The 17,849-nt window shown below is 61.7% G+C and carries 15 protein-coding genes; 9 read left to right on the plus strand and 6 right to left on the minus strand.

Features of this window, described 5'->3' with window-relative positions:
* The first annotated feature begins 83 nt into the window (after nt 1-83).
* The 3 genes from ACTORR_RS13885 to ACTORR_RS13895 are packed head-to-tail and all read left to right on the plus strand — an operon-like array spanning nt 84 to nt 1,849.
* Complete coding sequence (locus tag ACTORR_RS13885; RefSeq protein ID WP_313364856.1) at nt 84-713, plus strand: FMN-binding negative transcriptional regulator; 630 nt, start codon at nt 84-86, stop codon at nt 711-713.
* Nucleotides 714-725: 12 nt separating this feature from the next.
* Nucleotides 726-1,172: a GNAT family N-acetyltransferase gene (locus ACTORR_RS13890; RefSeq protein ID WP_313364857.1), complete on the plus strand. Its 447-nt coding sequence runs from the start codon at nt 726-728 to the stop codon at nt 1,170-1,172.
* Between the two features lie 5 nt (nt 1,173-1,177).
* Nucleotides 1,178-1,849: a GNAT family N-acetyltransferase gene (locus ACTORR_RS13895; RefSeq protein ID WP_313364858.1), complete on the plus strand. Its 672-nt coding sequence runs from the start codon at nt 1,178-1,180 to the stop codon at nt 1,847-1,849.
* Between the two features lie 100 nt (nt 1,850-1,949).
* Here ACTORR_RS13895 and oadA read toward each other — a convergent pair whose 3' ends face one another.
* Together oadA and ACTORR_RS13905 are read right to left on the minus strand one after the other, a co-directional pair.
* Nucleotides 1,950-3,758 carry a sodium-extruding oxaloacetate decarboxylase subunit alpha gene (oadA, locus tag ACTORR_RS13900; protein ID WP_054884775.1) on the minus strand — a complete coding sequence of 603 codons (1,809 nt, stop codon included), beginning with the start codon at nt 3,756-3,758 and terminating at the stop codon, nt 1,950-1,952.
* A 12-nt stretch (nt 3,759-3,770) separates the two neighbouring features.
* Nucleotides 3,771-5,186, minus strand: a complete 1,416-nt coding sequence (locus ACTORR_RS13905; protein ID WP_054884776.1) for an acetyl-CoA carboxylase biotin carboxylase subunit — start codon at nt 5,184-5,186, stop codon at nt 3,771-3,773.
* A gap of 203 nt (nt 5,187-5,389) precedes the next feature.
* On the opposite strand from ACTORR_RS13905, the gene ACTORR_RS13910 reads away from it, so the two are divergent.
* Nucleotides 5,390-6,337 (plus strand): LysR family transcriptional regulator, encoded by a 948-nt coding sequence (locus ACTORR_RS13910; protein ID WP_178075575.1) that lies wholly within the window; start codon nt 5,390-5,392, stop codon nt 6,335-6,337.
* On the opposite strand, the gene ACTORR_RS13915 is transcribed toward ACTORR_RS13910, so the two are convergent.
* Both ACTORR_RS13915 and hexR read right to left on the minus strand, forming a co-directional pair.
* Nucleotides 6,279-6,497 carry a PA3496 family putative envelope integrity protein gene (locus tag ACTORR_RS13915; protein ID WP_099814992.1) on the minus strand — a complete coding sequence of 73 codons (219 nt, stop codon included), beginning with the start codon at nt 6,495-6,497 and terminating at the stop codon, nt 6,279-6,281. The genes ACTORR_RS13910 and ACTORR_RS13915 overlap by 59 nt on opposite strands.
* Before the next feature lie 116 nt (nt 6,498-6,613).
* Nucleotides 6,614-7,480 carry a transcriptional regulator HexR gene (gene hexR / locus ACTORR_RS13920; protein WP_027917078.1) on the minus strand — a complete coding sequence of 289 codons (867 nt, stop codon included), beginning with the start codon at nt 7,478-7,480 and terminating at the stop codon, nt 6,614-6,616.
* Between the two features lie 103 nt (nt 7,481-7,583).
* Between hexR and zwf the strand changes: the two genes are divergently transcribed.
* Both zwf and ACTORR_RS13930 read left to right on the plus strand, forming a co-directional pair.
* Entirely contained in the window at nt 7,584-9,026 is a 1,443-nt protein-coding gene (zwf, locus tag ACTORR_RS13925; protein ID WP_313364631.1) for a glucose-6-phosphate dehydrogenase, read from the plus strand.
* An 89-nt stretch (nt 9,027-9,115) separates the two neighbouring features.
* On the plus strand, nt 9,116-9,427 hold the full coding sequence (locus ACTORR_RS13930) for a hypothetical protein (RefSeq protein ID WP_099814990.1): 312 nt from the start codon (nt 9,116-9,118) through the stop codon (nt 9,425-9,427).
* A 50-nt stretch (nt 9,428-9,477) separates the two neighbouring features.
* Here ACTORR_RS13930 and ACTORR_RS13935 read toward each other — a convergent pair whose 3' ends face one another.
* The gene (locus ACTORR_RS13935; protein WP_313364630.1) at nt 9,478-11,838 is read right to left on the minus strand and encodes a putative bifunctional diguanylate cyclase/phosphodiesterase; all 2,361 of its coding nucleotides are present in this window, start codon (nt 11,836-11,838) and stop codon (nt 9,478-9,480) included.
* A 232-nt stretch (nt 11,839-12,070) separates the two neighbouring features.
* Between ACTORR_RS13935 and uvrD the strand changes: the two genes are divergently transcribed.
* The 3 genes from uvrD (at nt 12,071) to ACTORR_RS13950 (ending at nt 15,748) form a co-directional block, all read left to right on the plus strand.
* Nucleotides 12,071-14,257, plus strand: a complete 2,187-nt coding sequence (gene uvrD / locus ACTORR_RS13940; protein ID WP_054884781.1) for a DNA helicase II — start codon at nt 12,071-12,073, stop codon at nt 14,255-14,257.
* Nucleotides 14,258-14,368: 111 nt separating this feature from the next.
* The gene (locus ACTORR_RS13945) at nt 14,369-15,226 is read left to right on the plus strand and encodes a Tim44 domain-containing protein (protein WP_262109451.1); all 858 of its coding nucleotides are present in this window, start codon (nt 14,369-14,371) and stop codon (nt 15,224-15,226) included.
* A 114-nt stretch (nt 15,227-15,340) separates the two neighbouring features.
* Entirely contained in the window at nt 15,341-15,748 is a 408-nt protein-coding gene (locus ACTORR_RS13950) for an SMI1/KNR4 family protein (protein ID WP_099814987.1), read from the plus strand.
* Nucleotides 15,749-15,865: 117 nt separating this feature from the next.
* On the opposite strand, the gene ACTORR_RS13955 is transcribed toward ACTORR_RS13950, so the two are convergent.
* Entirely contained in the window at nt 15,866-17,626 is a 1,761-nt protein-coding gene (locus ACTORR_RS13955) for a cation:proton antiporter (RefSeq protein ID WP_313364628.1), read from the minus strand.
* Nucleotides 17,627-17,849: the final 223 nt, after the last annotated feature.

The raw sequence follows: 17,849 nt of genomic DNA on the forward strand, positions 1-17,849 counted from the left end.
GACCTATCAAAACAGCCGTTAATGGCTCTTACCCAGAACCAATAGCCTGCCTAGGATGGAGCCATTCGACAAGGACCCTGCGCATGTACAACAGCAAACCCCACCAGGAACACGACCTTGAGCGCTTGCACCGGCACATGAGCGAAACCCGTCTGGCCGTGCTGGTCAGCCACGGCGAACAGGGCTTGCTGGCCACGCACCTGCCGGTTTTGCTCGACACCCAAGAGGGCGAATTCGGCACCGTCTATGCCCACGTGGCGCGGGCCAACCGCCAATGGCAGGACCTGGAGCAAGGCGCCGAAGCACTGCTGGTGTTCCCGGGTGCCGACGCCTACGTCAGCCCCAGCTATTACCCGAGCAAGGCCGAAAACCCCAAGGTGGTGCCGACCTGGAATTACCTGGCCGTGCACGCCTACGGCACGGCCGAAGTAATCCACGACGCCGCGCCGCTGCTGCAGATCGTCAGCCGCCTGACCGACCGCCACGAACAGGGCCGCAGCGCGCCCTGGAAAGTCGCCGACGCCCCCGCCGACTACCTCGACGGCATGCTCCGCGCCATCGTCGGCATTCGCCTGCCCATCGCCCGCCTGCAAGGCGCGCGCAAGCTCAGCCAGAACCGCTCGGCTGAAGATATCGCTGGCGTGCGTGATGGCCTGGGCGCCAGCCCGGATTATCTGGACAACCAACTTGCGGCGCACATGCGCCAACTCTGAAGGAAAAGCCCCATGCCCAGCGTTACCCTGCGCCCTGTCAGCGCCCAAGACCACGCCGCCTGGCTCGCCCTGTGGCAAGCCTACCTGCGCTTTTACCAGACCGAGCTGGCAGAGCAAGTAAGCCTCAGCACCTGGCAACGCCTGCTCGACCCTAACGAGCCAACCCATTCGACCCTGGCCTGGGTCGATGGCAAGGCAGTGGGCATGGTCAACTTCATCTACCATCGTTCCAACTGGAGCATCGAGAACTCCTGCTACCTGCAGGACCTCTACGTCGACAGCGGCCAGCGCGGCCTGGGCATCGGCCGACAGCTGATCGAGCACGTGTACGCCACGGCCAAGGCCGCCGGCTGCATCAAGGTGCACTGGCTGACCCACGAAACCAACGCCACCGCCATCAGCCTGTACGAGCAGGTTGCCGAGCGCCCGGGCTTCATCCAATTCCGCAAAGGGTTGTAGGCCACATGACTGACGCACTGAACTGGAAACCTGCTGCATCGCCCAAGGCCGAGCCCATCGACGGCCGCTTCATCCGCCTGGAGAAACTTGACCCGGCGCGCCACGGCGATGACCTCTGGCTCGCCCTGCAAGGGCCCGATTCCGACCCGGTGCTGTGGGACTACCTGCCCTACGGCCCCTTCACCGAGCGCGCTGCCTTCGACCGCTGGCTGCAAGGCAATGCCGCCGGCCACGACCCGCTGTATTACACCGTGATCGACCGCGGCACCGGCCAGGCCCAAGGTGTTCTCAGCCTGATGTCGATCGTGCCCGACCACGGCCGTATCGAGATAGGCCACGTCGCCTTCGGCGCCCCCATGCAGCGCACGCCCAAGAGCACCGAGGCTGTCTACCTGTTGGGCAAATTGAGCTTCGAGCTGGGCAACCGGAGGCTGGAGTGGAAGTGCAACAACGCCAACGCCCGCTCCAAGCGTGCGGCAGAGCGGTTCGGCTTCACGTTTGAGGGCGTGTTCCGCAAGCACCTGGTGGTCAAGGACCACAATCGCGATACGGCGTGGTATTCGATTACCGATGATGAGTGGCCACAGGTGGCGGCCGGGTTCGAGCGGTGGCTGAGTGAGCTGAACCAACAGCCGGAAGGTCAGGTAGAAACGCTCGAGGCATGCCGCAAAGGCTGAAAGATTTGCTTGCCCCGCGAAGAGGCCGGAAAGTCCAGCACAAAAAAAGGGGAGCATCCGCTCCCCAGAGGTTAACCGCTTGTAGATGAGGGCTTTCGAATCAGCCCTCGATCTCGATCAGGATCTCGCCCGGTGTCACGCGATCGCCCTTGGCCACGTGGATGGCCACAACCTTGCCGGCGATGGCCGCCTGCACTTCGGTCTCCATCTTCATCGCTTCGGTGATCAGCACGGCCTGGCCGGCCTTGACCACGTCGCCTTCCTTGACCAGCACATCGACGATGTTGCCCGGCATGGTGGTGCTGACGTGGCCAGGTGCACTGGCCTGCTTGCGCTTGCTGCTGCCACCGCCGACAAACTCGTTGAGGGGTTCGAACACCACTTCTTCCGGCATGCCGTCGATCGACAGGTAGAAGTGACGCTTGCCTTCTGCCTTGACGCCCACGCCAGTGATGTCGACGCGGTAGGTTTCACCGTGGACGTCGATGACGAACTCGGTCGGCACCCCTTCACCGCCATGGGACGCCACGGCACCGGCCTCAGGAATCGGCAGCAGGGCTTCCGGGGTCAGGGTGCCGGCTTCACGTTCCTCGAGGAACTTGCGACCGATGTCCGGGAACATGGCGTAGGTCAGCACGTCTTCTTCGCACCGGGCCAAGGCACCGATATCGCTGCGCAGCTTGGCCATCTCTGGCTTGAGCAGGTCGGCCGGGCGCACGTCGATGATTTCTTCGTTACCGATGGCCTGACGGCGCAGTTGCTCGTTGATCACGCCCGGCGCCTTGCCATAACCGCCTTGCAGGTACAATTTCACCTCGTTGGTGATGGTCTTGTAGCGCTCACCGGCCAGCACGTTGAAGAATGCCTGGGTACCGACGATCTGCGAGGTCGGTGTCACCAGCGGTGGGAAGCCGAGGTCTTCACGCACCCGCGGAATCTCTGCCAGCACTTCGTTCATGCGGCTGAGCGCGCCCTGCTCCTTGAGCTGGTTGGCCAGGTTGGAAATCATCCCGCCCGGCACCTGGTTGACCTGCACGCGGGTGTCCACGGCGGTGAACTCGCTCTCGAACTGGTGGTATTTCTTGCGCACCGCGTAGAAGTACAGGCCGATTTCCTGCAGCAGCTCCAGGTCCAGGCCGGTGTCGAACTCGCTGCCCTTGAGCGCGGCGACCATCGACTCGGTGCCGGGGTGGCTGGTGCCCCAGGCAAAGCTGGAGATCGCGGTATCGATGTGATCGGCACCGTTTTCCACGGCCTTGAGTTGGCACATGGCGGCCAGGCCGGCGGTGTCGTGGGAATGGATGAACACCGGCAGCGACTGCTCGGCCTTCAGCGCCCTGACCAGCTCACCGGTGGCGAACGGTGTCAGCAGGCCGGCCATGTCCTTGATCGCAACCGAGTCGCAACCCATTGCTTCCATCTGCTTGGCCTGGGCGACGAAGGCGTCGATGGTGTGCACGGGGCTGACGGTGTAGGCGATGGTGCCCTGCGCGTGCTTGCCGGCAGCCTTCACCGCTTCGATGGCCACGCGCAGGTTACGCACGTCGTTCATGGCGTCGAAGATGCGGAAAACATCGATGCCGTTGACCGCAGCCTTGGCGACGAAGGCCTTGACCACATCGTCGCTATAGTGACGGTAGCCCAGCAGGTTCTGGCCGCGCAGGAGCATTTGCAGGCGAGTGTTGGGCAGGGCCGCACGCAGTTTGCGCAGGCGCTCCCACGGGTCTTCTTTGAGGAAGCGCACGCAGGCGTCGAAGGTGGCGCCACCCCAGACTTCCAGCGACCAGTAGCCGACCTTGTCGAGCTTGTCACAGATCGGCAGCATGTCTTCGGTACGCATACGGGTAGCCAGCAGAGACTGGTGGGCGTCGCGCAGGATCGTGTCGGTTACGTGAATTTTCTTGGACATTATGGGGATTCCTCACAGGCCTGCGTGGGCGGCGATGGCGGCGGCGATGGCCAGGGCCAGCTCTTCGGGTTTGCGCTTGATCGAGTAGTTGGTCAGTTCCGGGTGGCTTTCAACGAAGCTGGTATTGAACTGGCCGCTACGGAACTCCGGATTGCGCAGGATTTCCTGGTAGTACGCGGCGGTGGTCTTCACCCCTTGCACGCGCATGTCGTCCAGGGCCCGCAGGCCGCGGTCCATGGCTTCTTCCCAGGTCAACGCCCAGACCACCAGCTTCAGGCACATGGAGTCGTAGAACGGCGGAATGGTGTAGCCGGTGTAGATCGCCGTGTCGGTGCGCACGCCCGGGCCGCCGGGGGCGTAGTAGCGGGTGATCTTGCCGAAGCTGGGCAGGAAGTTGTTCTTCGGGTCTTCGGCGTTGATGCGGAACTGCAACGCGTAGCCACGGTGCTGGATGTCTTCCTGTTTCACCGACAGCGGCAGGCCCGAAGCGATGCGGATCTGCTCGCGGACAATGTCGATACCGGTGATTTCCTCGGTGATGGTGTGCTCCACCTGCACCCGGGTGTTCATCTCCATGAAGTACACCTCGCCATCGGCGAGCAGGAACTCCACGGTACCGGCGTTCTCGTAGTTCACCGCCTTGGCCGCACGCACCGCCAGGTCGCCGATGTAGGCGCGCTGCTCAGGGGTGAGCTGTGGGCTCGGGGCGATTTCGATGAGCTTCTGGTTGCGGCGCTGGATCGAGCAGTCGCGTTCGAACAGGTGCACGACGTTGCCGAAGCTGTCACCGAGGATCTGCGCCTCGATGTGCTTGGGGTTGACGATGCACTTTTCCAGGAACACTTCGGCCGAGCCGAAGGCCTTGGTGGCCTCGGAAATGACCCGTGGGAAGTTCTGTTCCAGTTCTTCACGGCTGTTGCAGCGACGGATACCACGGCCGCCACCACCGGAAGTGGCCTTGAGCATCACCGGGTAACCGATGCGGTCACCTTCGCTCAGGGCTTCATGAATATCGGCGACGTTGCCTTCGGTACCGGGGGTCACCGGTACACCGGCCTGGATCATGGTGCGGCGCGCTTCGGTCTTGTCGCCCATGCGGCGGATGACATCGGCGGCCGGGCCGATGAACTTGATCCCGCGCTCGGCGCAGATCTCTGCCAGTTCGGCGTTTTCCGAGAGGAAACCGTAACCCGGGTGCAGGGCATCACAGCCGGTTTCCACAGCAAGGTTGACCAGCTTGCGCGGGTTCAGGTAGCCGGCCAGTGGCTCGGCACCAATGCTGTAGGCCTCGTCGGCGCGCTTGACGTGCAAGGCGTGGCGATCGGCGTCGGAATAGATCGCGACAGAGCGAATGCCCATCTCGGCGCAGGCACGCACGATCCGAACTGCGATTTCACCCCGGTTGGCGATCAGGATTTTTTTTATCACTGGAGTCTTCCCAAAGCCGTAGGAACAGACGATCCGGTTGTACCGGTCGGCGCGTGACCAGAGGTTGCTGGCCAGTCGCACATTCACCCTAGCGCTGAAGGTCGATAAACAAAAATCAATATTTGTTAGGGGCTGTATTAGCAAAAGCTTATAGTTCGGTAACAAGGTATTGCCGATGAGCCCATAAAATGCGTAAGTCCTTGATGCGTATGACTTTGCGTCAATTGCAGATCTTCAACGAGGTGTGCGATTTGCGCTCGTACAGCCGCGCGGCGGAGGAGATGGCACTGACGCAACCCGCCGTTAGTCTACAGATCCGTCAGCTCGAAGAGCTGATCGGCCAGCCGCTGTTCGAGTACGTCGGCAAGAAGCTTTACCTGACCGAAGCCGCCGAGGCCCTGCAACGGGCCAGCCGCGACATTTTCGGGAGGCTGGAAAGCCTCGACATGCAGCTGTCTGACATGCAGGGCTCACTGCAGGGGCAGTTGAAACTGGCGATCGAGTCCAGTGCCAAGTACTTCGTGCCACACCTGTTCGCCGCCTTCAAGCAGCGTCACCCGGAGGTCAATCTCACCCTTACGGTGGTCAACCGTGCCCAGGCGATCCGACGCCTTTCCGACAACCGCGACGACCTGATCATCATGTCGATGGTGCCGCAGGACATGGGGTTGGAGTTTCTGCCGTTTCTGAATAACCCGATCATTGCCGTGGCCCCGCCTGAACACCCGCTGTGCAAGCTCGCACAACTGCGCTTGCAAGACCTGGAGCCTCATACTCTGCTGGTCCGCGAACAGGGTTCGGGGACCCGCAAGGCTTGCGAAGAGTACTTCAAGGACAAGCGCGTGCACTTCACCCAGACCCTGGAAGTCGCGTCAGCCGATGCCCAGCGCGAATGCGTGATCGCCGGCCTGGGAATTGCCCTGTTGACCCGCCATGCCGTAAACCTGGAGCTGGCCACGGGGGTACTCAGGGAGCTGCCGGTTGAGGAGTTGCCGCTGTACCGCAGCTGGTGCGTGGTGCAGGCCAAGGCCAAGCGACAGTCGCCGGTGGCCTTGGCGTTTCTGGCGTTCATCCGTAGCGAACGTGCACTGATCAGCGCACTGGTTGAGCGCTTTTCGGGAAAGTTGCCGCCGATGCCTGCCACACCGTGAGCGCTTGCAGCTCGGGGTAGTCGGCGAGATCGCGAAGCAGTTGACGTTGGTCGCAATAACTTTCGATTGCGCGGCGGTATTCCATGCGGCGCTGATCTTTTTCCTGCTGCTTGCGAGCCTTGGCGCTGGGTTGGTAGGTACCGTCGAAGTCACGAGCCATTGCCTGTCTCCCAGATAGGATGCGGGAGTTTCAGACTGACCTTGAGGGTTTACGGTTTGGCTGTGGAATGGTGACAAAACCGTGAAATCTGCTTTGCCCGTACAGGAAAAACACGATCAGTCGTCGGTAGCCTTGATCGACTTGGGCGACAACCGCAGGCTGCGCAAGCTGCGCTTCACGCTCTTGAGGTGATTGACCAGGCTTGGCCCACGGGCCATCGCCACGCCCATGGCCAGCACGTCGATCACCACCAGGTGAGCGATACGCGAGGTCAGCGGGGTGTAGATTTCGGTATCTTCATGAACATCGATCGCCAGGTTGACCGTCGACAGCTCCGCCAGGGGCGTAGCGCTTGGGCACAACGTAATCAGGTTGGCACCACTTTCACGCACCAGATTGGCGGTGATCAGCAGGTCCTTGGAACGCCCCGACTGGGAAATGCACACCGCTACGTCACCCGGTTTCAACGTCACCGCCGACATGGCCTGCATGTGCGGGTCGGAGTAGGCCGCAGCGCTGAGCAACAGGCGGAAGAACTTGTGCTGGGCGTCGGCGGCTACTGCGCCGGACGCACCAAAGCCATAGAACTCCACGCGTTGCGCCTGAGCCATGGCACTCACCGCCTGCTGCAAGGCCTGTGGGTCCAGGTGCTCTCGGACTTCCATCAGCGTGTGCAGGGTGGTGTCGAAGATCTTCAGGCTGTAATCGGCAACAGAGTCGTCTTCATGAATCGCGAACTGGCCAAAACTGGCGCCCGCCGCCAGGCTCTGCGCCAGCTTGAGCTTGAGATCCTGGAAGCCCGAACAACCGATCGCCCGGCAGAAACGCACAATGGTCGGCTCGCTGATGCCCACGCTGTGCGCCAGGTCAGCCATGGAACTGTGCATCACGGCAGCCGGGTCGAGCAGCACGTGGTCGGCCACTTTGAGTTCCGATTTGCGCAGCAGGTGGCGCGATTGAGCGATATGTTGCAACAGATTCACGGGCTGGACTCGGTTATGATCGGCTGGCCGGGATGTAGCTTTCTTGTAGTTATACTACATGGAGGCCAACCCGCCCAGTTAAACGAACGTGGAGAGTGGTGGTTTGACTATTCCTTGCGACATTCTGGTGTTCGGTGGCACCGGTGACCTGGCCCTGCACAAACTGCTGCCGGCGCTGTATCACCTGTATCGCGAGGCACGCCTGAACAACGCGGTGCGCATCATCGCCCTCGCCCGCCGCCACATAACCCGTAATGACTACCTCAAGCTCGCCGAACGCCACTGCCGGGCGCAGATCGCCCGCCACGATTTCGACGAGGACGTGTGGCAACGCTTCTCCGCCCGCCTCGACTACTTCCCCATGGATGCGGCGCAAAGTGCTGATTTCGGCCGCCTGGCCCGTTACCTCGGCGAGCCTGGAGGGCTGACCCGCATCTACTACCTGGCCACTGCACCCAACCTGTTCGTACCCATCGCCAACCACCTGCGGATTGCCGGGCTGGCCGACAGCGAAGCGCGCATCGTGCTGGAGAAACCGATCGGCCACTCACTGGCATCGGCCAACGCCATCAACGAAGCAATCGGCGCGGTATTCGATGAATCGCAGGTGTTTCGCATCGACCACTACCTGGGCAAGGAAACCGTGCAGAACCTGATGGCCCTGCGCTTCGCCAATGCCTTGCTGGAACCGGTGTGGCGCAACGGCCAGGTCGACCATGTGCAGATCAGCGTCTGCGAAACCCTCGGTGTGGAAAACCGCGGCGGTTACTACGACCGCGCCGGGGCGACCCGCGACATGCTGCAGAATCACCTGCTGCAGCTGCTGTGCCTGGTGTCCATGGAGCCGCCCGCGCAGTTCGAGGCCGAAGCCGTACGCGACGAGAAAGTGAAGATCCTGCGTGCCCTCAAGCCCATTACCGGCCAGGACGTGCAGGACAAGACCGTGCGCGGCCAGTACGGTGCCGGCCACATCGGCGGCCAGGAAGTGCCGGCCTACTACTTCGAGAAGGACGTCGACAACGACACCGACACCGAAACCTTCGTCGCCGTACACGCCCACATTGACAACTGGCGCTGGGCCGGCGTGCCCTTCTACCTGCGCACCGGCAAGCGCATGGCACGGCGCTCGTCGCAAATCGTCATCCAGTTCAAGCCGGTGCCCCACGAGCTGTTCACTGGCGGCCAGGTCAATCAGCTGCTGATCCAGCTGCAGCCGGAGGAGCGCATCAGCCTGCGGATGATGACCAAAAGCCCCGGCAAGGGCATGCGCCTGGAACCGGTCGACCTGGACCTGAACCTTGCCCAGGTATTTGGCCAGACGCGCCGTTGGGAGGCCTATGAACGTCTGCTGCTGGACATCCTGGAGGGCGATTCGACGCTGTTCATGCGCCGCGACGAAGTGGAGGCCGCCTGGGCCTGGATCGACCCGATCATCAAGGGTTGGGAAGAGCACTTCCAGGCACCCCGCCACTATGCCGCTGGCACCAACGGCCCGGAACAGGCCAACAGCCTGCTGGCCAGGCATGGCAGGCACTGGCATGACTGAAATGCTTCGCTCTTCAATGCAAGGAGACTCGCCCTGCACTGTGTCGGGCAGAAGGTGCATACCGCCCTTCTTCACACCGGAGCAGCAAAATGATCATCGAATGCAAAGATTGGCGAGCCCACCACGACAAGATGCTTCCAGCCGAGCTGCGCGTCAGTGGCACCATCACTGTGAGCCATCCCGGCATCGAACCTGTACTGGTCTTGCGCGCCAGCCAAAATACATCCACGACAGTGGCACTGGATCTTGAATTGCAAGATAAGGAAGGAAGCTTCCCGGTCATCTGCGACAAGGAAGTTCGCTTCGTTAAGCAACGAGCCTTCGAAACGATCACGCAAGTGGACATCTTCCAGGACGGAAAACTGATCGCATCCATCACCGATATCCTTGTTACCCATTGATCTGGCGATCCGTGCGGCCGCTGCTGGTCACGCATCAGCAGTTGCCGCGCTCAATGAGACCACGGTCGGGCAAGCATCTGCCTGAACTCAGGCGCCGGCATTGGCCTGCTGATCAGGTAGCCCTGGGCCTCATCACATGCCTGCTCACGCAGGAATGCCAATTGTTCCGCCGTTTCCACCCCTTCTGCCACCACCTTCAGGCCAAGGCTCCTGGACAGGGTGATGATCGCCTGGGTAATGGCCGCATCCTGGCTACCCTCATGCAACCCTCGGATGAAGGCCTGGTCGATCTTCACGTAGTCCACCGGCAGGCGCTTGAGGTAGCTGAGTGATGAATAGCCGGTGCCAAAATCGTCGATAGCCAGTTTCACCCCCAGTGCGTGCAGTTGCTCGAAGGTCAAAATGATGTGTTCGACGCTGTCCAGTAGCTGGCTTTCGGTAAGCTCCAGCTCCAGAAGATGCGGCGCCAGCCCGGTTTCTTCGAGCACCTGACGCACCAGGCTGACCAGCTTGCCTTGGCGCAGCTGGTAGACCGACAGGTTGACCGAAACCCGCACCTCCAGCCCTTCATGCAGCCATTCGCGCGCCTGCCTGCAGGCATGGCGGAGCACGAACTCACCGATAGGGGCGATCAGCCCGGTTTCTTCCGCCAGGCCAATGAATTCCCCTGGCGGCACCATGCCCCACTGTGGATGCTGCCAGCGCACCAGCGCCTCGGCGGCATGCAAACGCCCACTGAGCAGGCACAGCTTGGGCTGGTAGTAGACCATCAGTTGTTCTTCTTCGATGGCCTTGCGAAGCTGGTTCTCCAGCTGCAGGCGCTCGAGGCTGCTGGCGCGCAAGCTCTCGGTATAGAACTGGAAGTTGTCACCCCCCAGATGCTTGGCATGCTGCTTGGCCATGTCTGCCTGGCTGATCAGGGCATCGGCATCGAGTGTGGCGTCGGACAGCACACTGATGCCCACCGAAGCGCTGACCACGACCTCATGCCCATCGAGCCGTTGCGGCTTGCGCAGCTTGTTCAACAAGCGGGTGGTGACCCGCACCAGGCTCGACAGGTTGCTGTAACCATCGAACAGCACGGCAAACTCATCGCCGGAAAGCCGCGCCACGGTATCTGCCTCGGGAACGGAGCTGACAATGCGCCGGGCAATCTTGTGAATCAGCTGATCGGCCAGTTCATGGCCCAGGCTTTCATTGAGCAGCTTGAAACGGTCCAGATCGACATGCAGCAGGGCCAGGCTTCGGCCGTTGCTGCGCACCCGTTGCGCGGCTTCCTGCAAGCGCAGCCTGAACAGTGTGCGGTTGGCCAACCCGCTCAGTTCATCGTAGTGCGCCAGGTAGCGCAGGCGCTCCTCGGATGCCCGACGGGCCGACAGGTCGGTGAAGAAGCCGACCACCTGGCTCAAGTGGCCTTGAGGGTCGCGCACAGCCGTCAACTGCAACCTTTGCGGGTGTAACTCGCCGTGCTTACGGGCCTCTACCAGCTCACCCTGCCAGCCGCCTTGCTGCGCCAGCGCCGACTCAATGGCCTGGCTGTGCCGGCGCGCATCGCTGTGGCATGGCAGGTCGAACAGCTCGCGCGCCAGTAGCTCGGAGCGGTTGTAGCCGGTCATCTGGCAGTAAGCCTGATTCACTGCCAGCACGACGAAATCGGCACTGAGAATCGCCACGCCCTCGTTGCAAGCTTCAAACACCGTGGCAGCAAGGCGCTGCTGCTCTTCGAGCACCTTCTGCGCCGAGATCCGTTGCAGGTCCTGGTTCAACGCCTGATTCTGGAACCGCCGCAGGAGGCTGCGGTCGAGCAGGCGGTTGACCTGCCAGGCTACCACCAGCAACGCCGCCAGCAGGATCAGCCCGAGCCAGCCCCAACCACGCTGCTGTCCGGCGCCGAAACAGAACAGGAACAGGATGGGCGGTACCAGGCAGGGCAAGGCAAAGCTGAGAAAGGCCGGCAAGCTCACTGCATAGGCAATGCTCGCACTCAAGGTGGCCATCCCCAGCAGCCCGAACACCCAGGCCTGCTGCACGAAGTTGTCGTTCGGCACCAGCGCAATCGCGGCACAGGCCAAGGTCAAGCCACTGAACGCCGAGCCGAGCAAGAACATGCGGCGCCAGCCGGGGTTGGCCTGGCGCTGCGCCGTGGCTGCATCGAACGCCGCAACCTGGATCACTCGAAGGGCCACCAGCGCCAGCAGCCATACCAGCCAGACGCCCACCAGCAGATAACGTCCAGGGCTCCACACCAGCCAGGCGCACAGCAAACCGGTAAGCAGCATGAACACTGTGGGCAGTAGTGAGCCTTGATACAACAGGCGAGTTCGCTCAACGGACAGCTGAGTGGCGAACTGCCTGCGCACGTTCCTTGTCATCTCCAGCGATACTCCAATCGCCGTGCAGTCCTGAGTCATAGCGCGGGTTCTTGTACTGTTCTTATTATGGTTGGCGTTGAACGAGCTGCGATCTTACACAAACCGCTGATTTGGCCAAACTGCTCCGTGGCTTCTTTCGCCAGGTCGTACCGGGCAAGCACTGGCCTGGCTGAATGTAGTGGATGCACAACCCGATGAGCGACAGGGCGGGAGGTGAATATTTATACAGTAGACGTTTGCCCCTTTACCGGCCTGCCCCTAGAATGGCCGGATGCACACAGATGACCTCTCCCTCCTGCTGAATTCCCTCAACGATGCCCAGCGCCAGGCCGTCGCCGCCACGCTTGGGCGTCAGCTGGTGCTTGCTGGCGCCGGTTCCGGTAAAACCCGCGTGCTGGTGCACCGCATCGCCTGGCTGATCCAGGTCGAGCAGGCCTCGCCGCACTCGATCCTGTCGGTGACCTTCACCAACAAGGCTGCCGCCGAAATGCGCCAGCGGATCGAGCAGTTGCTGGGTATCAACCCGGCCGGCATGTGGGTGGGTACCTTCCACGGCCTGGCGCACCGCTTGCTGCGGGCGCACTGGCAGGAAGCGCGCCTGGTGCAGAACTTCCAGATCCTCGACAGCGATGACCAGCAGCGGCTGATCAAGCGCGTCATGCGCGAACTCGGCCTGGACGAGCAGAAATGGCCGGCGCGCCAGGCCCAGTGGTTCATCAATGGGCAGAAGGACGAGGGCCTGCGCCCACACCATATCCAGGCCAGCGGCGACCTGTTCCTGCAGACCATGCGGGATGTATACAGTGCCTACGAGCAGGCCTGTGAGCGCGCCGGGGTCATCGACTTCTCCGAATTGCTGCTGCGCGCCCTCGACCTGTGGCGCGACCACCCAGGCTTGCTGGAACACTACCAGCGGCGCTTCCGCCACCTGCTGGTGGACGAATTCCAGGACACCAACGCCGTGCAGTACGCCTGGCTGCGCCTGCTGGCGGGCAAGAACGGTGGCAGCCTGATGGCGGTGGGCGACGACGACCAGTCGATCTATGGCTGGCGCGGCGCCAAGATCGAGAACATTCACCAGTACACGGCCGACTTCCCTGACGCCGAGATGATTCGTCTGGAGCAGAACTACCGCTCCACCGGCGGCATCCTCAAGGCTGCCAACGCGCTGATTGCCAACAACAGCGGGCGCCTGGGCAAGGAGCTGTGGACCGACATGGGCGAAGGCGAGCCGCTGACGCTCTACGCCGCCTATAACGAACACGATGAAGCGCGCTATGTGGTCGAGACCATCGAGAGCCTGATCAAGCAAGGCAGCGCGCGCAGCGATATCGCCATCCTGTATCGCTCCAACGCCCAGTCGCGGGTGCTGGAAGAAGCCCTGCTGCGCGAACGCATTCCCTACCGCATCTACGGTGGCCAGCGCTTCTTCGAACGTGCCGAAATCAAGAATGCGATGGCATACCTGCGCCTGATCGAAGGCCGCGGCAACGATGCGGCACTGGAGCGGGTGATCAACGTGCCGCCCCGTGGCATTGGCGAGAAAACCGTCGAAGCCATTCGCGAACATGCCCGCCACAGCCAGCTGTCCATGTGGGAAGCCATGTGCCAGCTGTTGGCCGGCAAGGCGTTGAAAGGCCGCGCCGCCTCTGCCCTGGGAGCCTTTATCGAGTTGATCGAAGGCCTGGCCAGCAAGGTCGCGGACATGCCGTTGCACACCATGACCCAGACAGCCATCGAGCAGTCTGGCCTGATCATCTATCACCAGGAAGAAAAGGGTGAAAAGGGCCAGGCACGGGTAGAAAACCTTGAAGAACTGGTCAGCGCCGCGCGCAACTTCGAAACCAGCGAAGACGACGCCGACCTGTCGCCGCTGTCGGCCTTCCTTGGCCATGCCTCACTGGAGGCTGGCGATGCCCAGGCGGACGAGCACGAAGACAGCATCCAGTTGATGACGCTGCATAGCGCCAAGGGCCTGGAGTTCCCCTACGTATTCCTGGTGGGCATGGAAGAAGGCCTGTTCCCTCACAAGATGAGCCTGGAAGAACCCGGCCGCCTGGAAGAGGAACGCCGCCTGGCCTACGTGGGCATCACCCGCGCCATGCGCCAGCTGATCATGACCTATGCCGAGACTCGCCGTCTTTATGGCAGCGAGACCTACAACAAGGTGTCTCGTTTCGTACGCGAGATTCCGAGCGGCCTTGTTCAGGAAGTACGCTTGTCCAACAGCGTCAGCAGGCCGTTCGGCGGCTCGACGAGCACCAGCAGCAACCTGTTTGCCAATGCGGCCATCCCACAGACCGCCTTCAGCCTGGGCCAGCGAGTGCAGCACGCGGTGTTTGGCGAAGGGGTGATCCTCAATTTCGAGGGGTCCGGTGCCCAGGCGCGAGTGCAGGTAAACTTTGCCGAAGGCAGCAAATGGCTCATGCTGGGGTACGCCAAGCTCGAGGCCATCTAAACGCCTCGTAACACTCCAGGCAAAAGCTGGAAACATCTTGTCGCTGGTCATGTGCACAGGAACCTGTGCACCATGACGCGCGTGCAATCCACAACAGGGGAAATCCCATTTATGCAACGTTTTCTTAGCATCGTACTGGCGCTTTGCGTCGGCCTGACGCTGAGCCTGGACGCCAACGCCAAGCGTTTTGGCGGCGGCAAGAGCTCGGGCGCCGCACCTATCCACCAGACCCGCCAGGCTACGCCAACCACGCCTGCTGCCGCGCCGACCGCTCCAGGCCGCGCCCCGGCCGCCGCCAGCGGTGCTTCGCGCTGGCTGGGCCCACTGGCCGGCCTCGCCGCTGGTGGCCTGTTGGCTTCCATGTTCATGGGTGACGGCTTCCAGGGCCTGCAGATCATGGACTTCCTGATCATGGGTCTGATCGCCTTCCTGGTGTTCCGCTTCATTGCCGCACGCCGTCGCCAGCAGCAGCCGCACATGGCCGCTCCGGGCCATGCGCCGTTCCAGCGTGAAGCCCATGGTCAGCAGCCAGCCCAACCGTCGATCTTCGGTGGTTCGGCCGCCCCCGCCGCCGCAGCCGCTCCGGTGATCAACGCACCGGCCTGGTTCAACGAGCAGAGCTTCCTGACCGCAGCCCGCAGCCACTTCCAGTCGCTGCAGCAGCACTGGGATGCCAACGAGATGGACAAGATCGCCGAGTTCGTCACCCCGCAGATGCTTGAATTCCTCAAGCGCGAGCGCGCCGACCTGGGCGATGGCTTCCAGTCCACCTACATCGATGACCTCGATGTGCAGCTGGACGGTGTCGATGATCGCGCCGACCGCACCGACGCCACACTGACCTTCCGTGGCGTGTCGAAGACCTCGCGCTTCGACCAGGGCGAAGCCTTCAACGAAAGCTGGCACATGGTTCGCGCCCATGGCGAGAACCAGCCTTGGCTGGTCGCCGGTATCCGTCAAAACGGTTAACCGCCGCACGTTGCACAAAAAACCCCGGGCCTGCCTCGGGGTTTTTGCTTTTGCCAGAGCAGACTACTAGGGTATAACGCGCAGCGTTGTCATCAAGGTCAGAGGATGTAAACCGTGGAAGAAGTGATCGAACAACTCCGTGAAGCCAATGAACCCGTGCCGGTGCCGCTGGAGCTTCCCGACGAAGACCAACTGGTCGAGATCGAGGAGCAGCTGTTCATCAACATTCCGTTCGTGTTCAAGGAATTTTTGCTGACGGTCAGCGATGTCGTGTACGGCTCGCTGGAGCCGGTGACCTGCACCGACCCGCATTCGCACACCTACCTGCCTGACGTCGCTGCCAATGCCTGGGATGCCGGTGTGCCGCGTGACCTGATCCCGCTGTGCCAGGATGGCGAAAATTACTACTGCGTCGAGGAAGATGGCACCGTGGTGCTGTGGGATGGCGCCGAAGAAGCCGTTGCCGAGGAGAGCTGGGAATCGGTGTGGCACTGGGCACGGGATGTATGGCTGGAGAGCTGACATCGCCAGCTGTAATGATCCTTCAGAAGTGGCCTCGCTGCTTCGATTCGACGCTGAACGCCAGGGCCGCTTTGCGGCCCGTTTGCGACACATGGGCGCTCCTGCCCAGGCATGCCCTCAATGCGAATGATCGCGGCTGTTCTCCAGCGTCTCCAGCAAGGCGATCTGCATCCGCGAATGCACGCGGATGAACCAGCGCCACAACAACGACACCACCACAGCCGCTACCACGGCAATTACCAGCAACAGCTCGCTGGTCGGCAGAATGCTCGCCGACAACGCCGACAGCAGCAGGAAGATCACCAGCAGCGACAGCAGCGGAATCACCTCGGCAACCACACGACGCACGCGCTGGGTGTGCCGCCCGGCCATTTCCGGTTTCACCCCCATTTCTGCCAACAGCATCGACAATGCCTTGAGCTTGCGATACGCAGCAATTAGGAACGGCAGCGACAGCAGTAACGCCGCACCCCAGATCAACGCCTTCTGTTGGCTGACATCCGTGACCCATTCGTTCAACCAATTGCCGATGTGCCCGGCGAAATAACCACCGCTGAAGAAGATCGCGATCACCAGCGCCAGGTTGACGCCCACCTGCAGCAGGATGCGCCGGATCATCGCCGCCAGCATGGCGCTTTCGCCTTGCGGCTGAATGTTGCACAACCATTCCCCATATAGTGACAGGACCCGCGCCAGGCGCCTTGGCACGACTTTGCCAAGCTTCAGTGACAGCGGGTCGGCGGCGCGGATCAGGTAAGGCGTCAGCAACGTGGTGATGGCAGAAACCGCCACGGCCACCGGGTAAAGGAAATCGCTGGTGACCTGCAGGGTCATCCCCAGAGCCGCGATGATGAACGAGAATTCGCCAATCTGCGAAAGGCCCATGCCCACCCGTAGCGAAGTACGGCCATCGTTACCGGCGATGAATGCGCCCATACCGCAAGACAGCATCTTACCCAGTACCACCGCCAGGGTGATCACCACGATCGGCCAGGCATAGTCGACCAGCACCTGGGGGTCGATCATCAGGCCGATGGCGACAAAGAAAATTGCGCTGAACAGGTCGCGCACGGGCTCGATCAGGCGTTCGATCTTGAGCAACTGGCGTGACTCGGCCATGATCGCACCGATCAGGAAGGCCCCCAGCACCATGCTGTATTCCAGCTTGACCACCAGCAGGCAGAAACCGAAGCACAGGCCAAGCACTGTGATCAGCAACATCTCGTTGCTTTCGAATTTCGCCACGTAGGCCAGTAGTCGCGGCACCAGAAGGATGCCGATGACCAGTGCGACGATCATGAACAACGACAGCTTGCCCACCGTCGAGAACACCTCGCCCGAGCTGACTGTGCCACTGACGGCAATGCCGGACAGCAAGGCGATGATGCCGATACCGAGGATGTCCTCGACGATCAGCACGCCAAATATCAGCTGGGCGAAACGCTCGTTCTTCATCTTCAGGTCATTGAGGGCCTTGACGATGATGGTGGTCGAGGAAATTGCCAGGATCGCGCCCAGGAACAGCGAGTCCATGGTATTCCAGCCGAACCAGCGGCCGATCTCGAAACCGATCCAGATCATCAGGACGATTTCCAGGAATGCCGCGATAAAGGCCGTGGCGCCGACCTTGAAGAGCTTGCGCAGGCTGAACTCCAGGCCCAGGCAGAACATGAGGAAAATGACCCCCAGCTCGGCCAGGGTCTTGATCGTGTCTTCATCGTGGATCAGGCCGAACGGCGGTGTGTGCGGGCCGATGATGAAGCCGGCGACGATGTAGCCCAGCACCACGGGCTGCTTGAGCCGATGAAAGAGAATCGTCACCACACCGGCGACCAGCATGATAACTGCCAGGTCCTGGATGAAGCTGATGGCATGCATGGCACGATACTCCTTGTCGACTTTGCTGGATGCCTGGGCAGACCGCTCCTCTGCCAAGGCACAGCCGAGCGAGCAGCAAGTACATACTGTATTGAATGCAAGAACGCCCACGTTGCGTGGGCGTAGTCAGGTTAACATCGCACCCTGCCGCAAAAAGGCGGTGCAATATGTAGAAACAGATCGGCCGATCAGCCGCCTCTGATGACGTAATTGGCGTGACCAT

The organism is Pseudomonas sp. SAR267, assembly GCF_052077595.1.
GTDB classification, from domain to species: domain Bacteria; phylum Pseudomonadota; class Gammaproteobacteria; order Pseudomonadales; family Pseudomonadaceae; genus Aquipseudomonas; species Aquipseudomonas vlassakiae.